This window comes from Gilliamella sp. B2923 (genome assembly GCF_026536565.1).
Lineage (GTDB): Bacteria > Pseudomonadota > Gammaproteobacteria > Enterobacterales > Orbaceae > Gilliamella.
Map to the genome: position 1 here is coordinate 1 of NZ_JAFNNZ010000054.1, position 731 is coordinate 731.

At 28.7% G+C, this 731-nt stretch carries 1 protein-coding gene and 1 pseudogene; both read right to left on the reverse strand.

Features of this window, described 5'->3' with window-relative positions; all coding sequences use genetic code 11:
• Positions 1-192 (reverse strand): hypothetical protein (locus tag J3U42_RS12310; RefSeq protein ID WP_267336618.1); only part of this gene is annotated, 192 nt, incomplete at its 3' end.
• Between the two features lie 235 nt (positions 193-427).
• Positions 428-731 (reverse strand): annotated as a pseudogene (locus tag J3U42_RS12315) (hypothetical protein); the annotation flags it as partial.

A 731-nucleotide genomic window follows, 5' to 3' on the forward strand; every position in this document is an offset into this window, starting at 1 on the left:
ACCGTAAATAAATTTCGTTCCATCTGAACGTATCTGTAATCTTTCAGCGGGGGGATTGGATAACTCAAATAAATCCAATTCATGATTTACTACTTTATTAATTTGCCAAAAATCATTTTTCCAAAAGTCATTTATGTCATTTTGTGCAAAGCTATAAAATGGAAGCAATAATAAAAAAAGAATTTTTTTCATGATGAGTTTTACTTTTTAATAAGTCTTGATAAGAATTGTGTATAGATTTTAGACTAAAAAAAACCGTTCCTCAACTTTTTATACATCAATGAATCAACTATTTTTGTATTATTTATCTAATAGATAAATAATAATTTAGGGAATAATAAATTAAGGAGTTAGTTTAATTAATATACTGAAAAGAAGGATATTACTTGCTTATTAGCTTCTTAGCTTATTATTTTATAGCTAGTCTTCATTCATCCTTTAATTTAACTAATTGATAGCCATTTTTAGTTGGTTTAATTTCAAAAGTTCCTAAATCTCGAACTGTTCTATCTTCTACGCCTTCACACCAGCCAGAACGCGCGAATAAATTGATTTGTAATCGAAGATGTGTTTCATCAATTTTTTCAAAAGTACCTTCCGAACGGGTAAAACAATCGTTACCGCAATCAGCAGAGTATTTTGATATGAAAGTACCATTAGTATTAAAAGTTAAAGAGTTACCGTAAATAAATTTCGTTCCATCTGAACGTATCTGTAATCTTTCAGCGGGG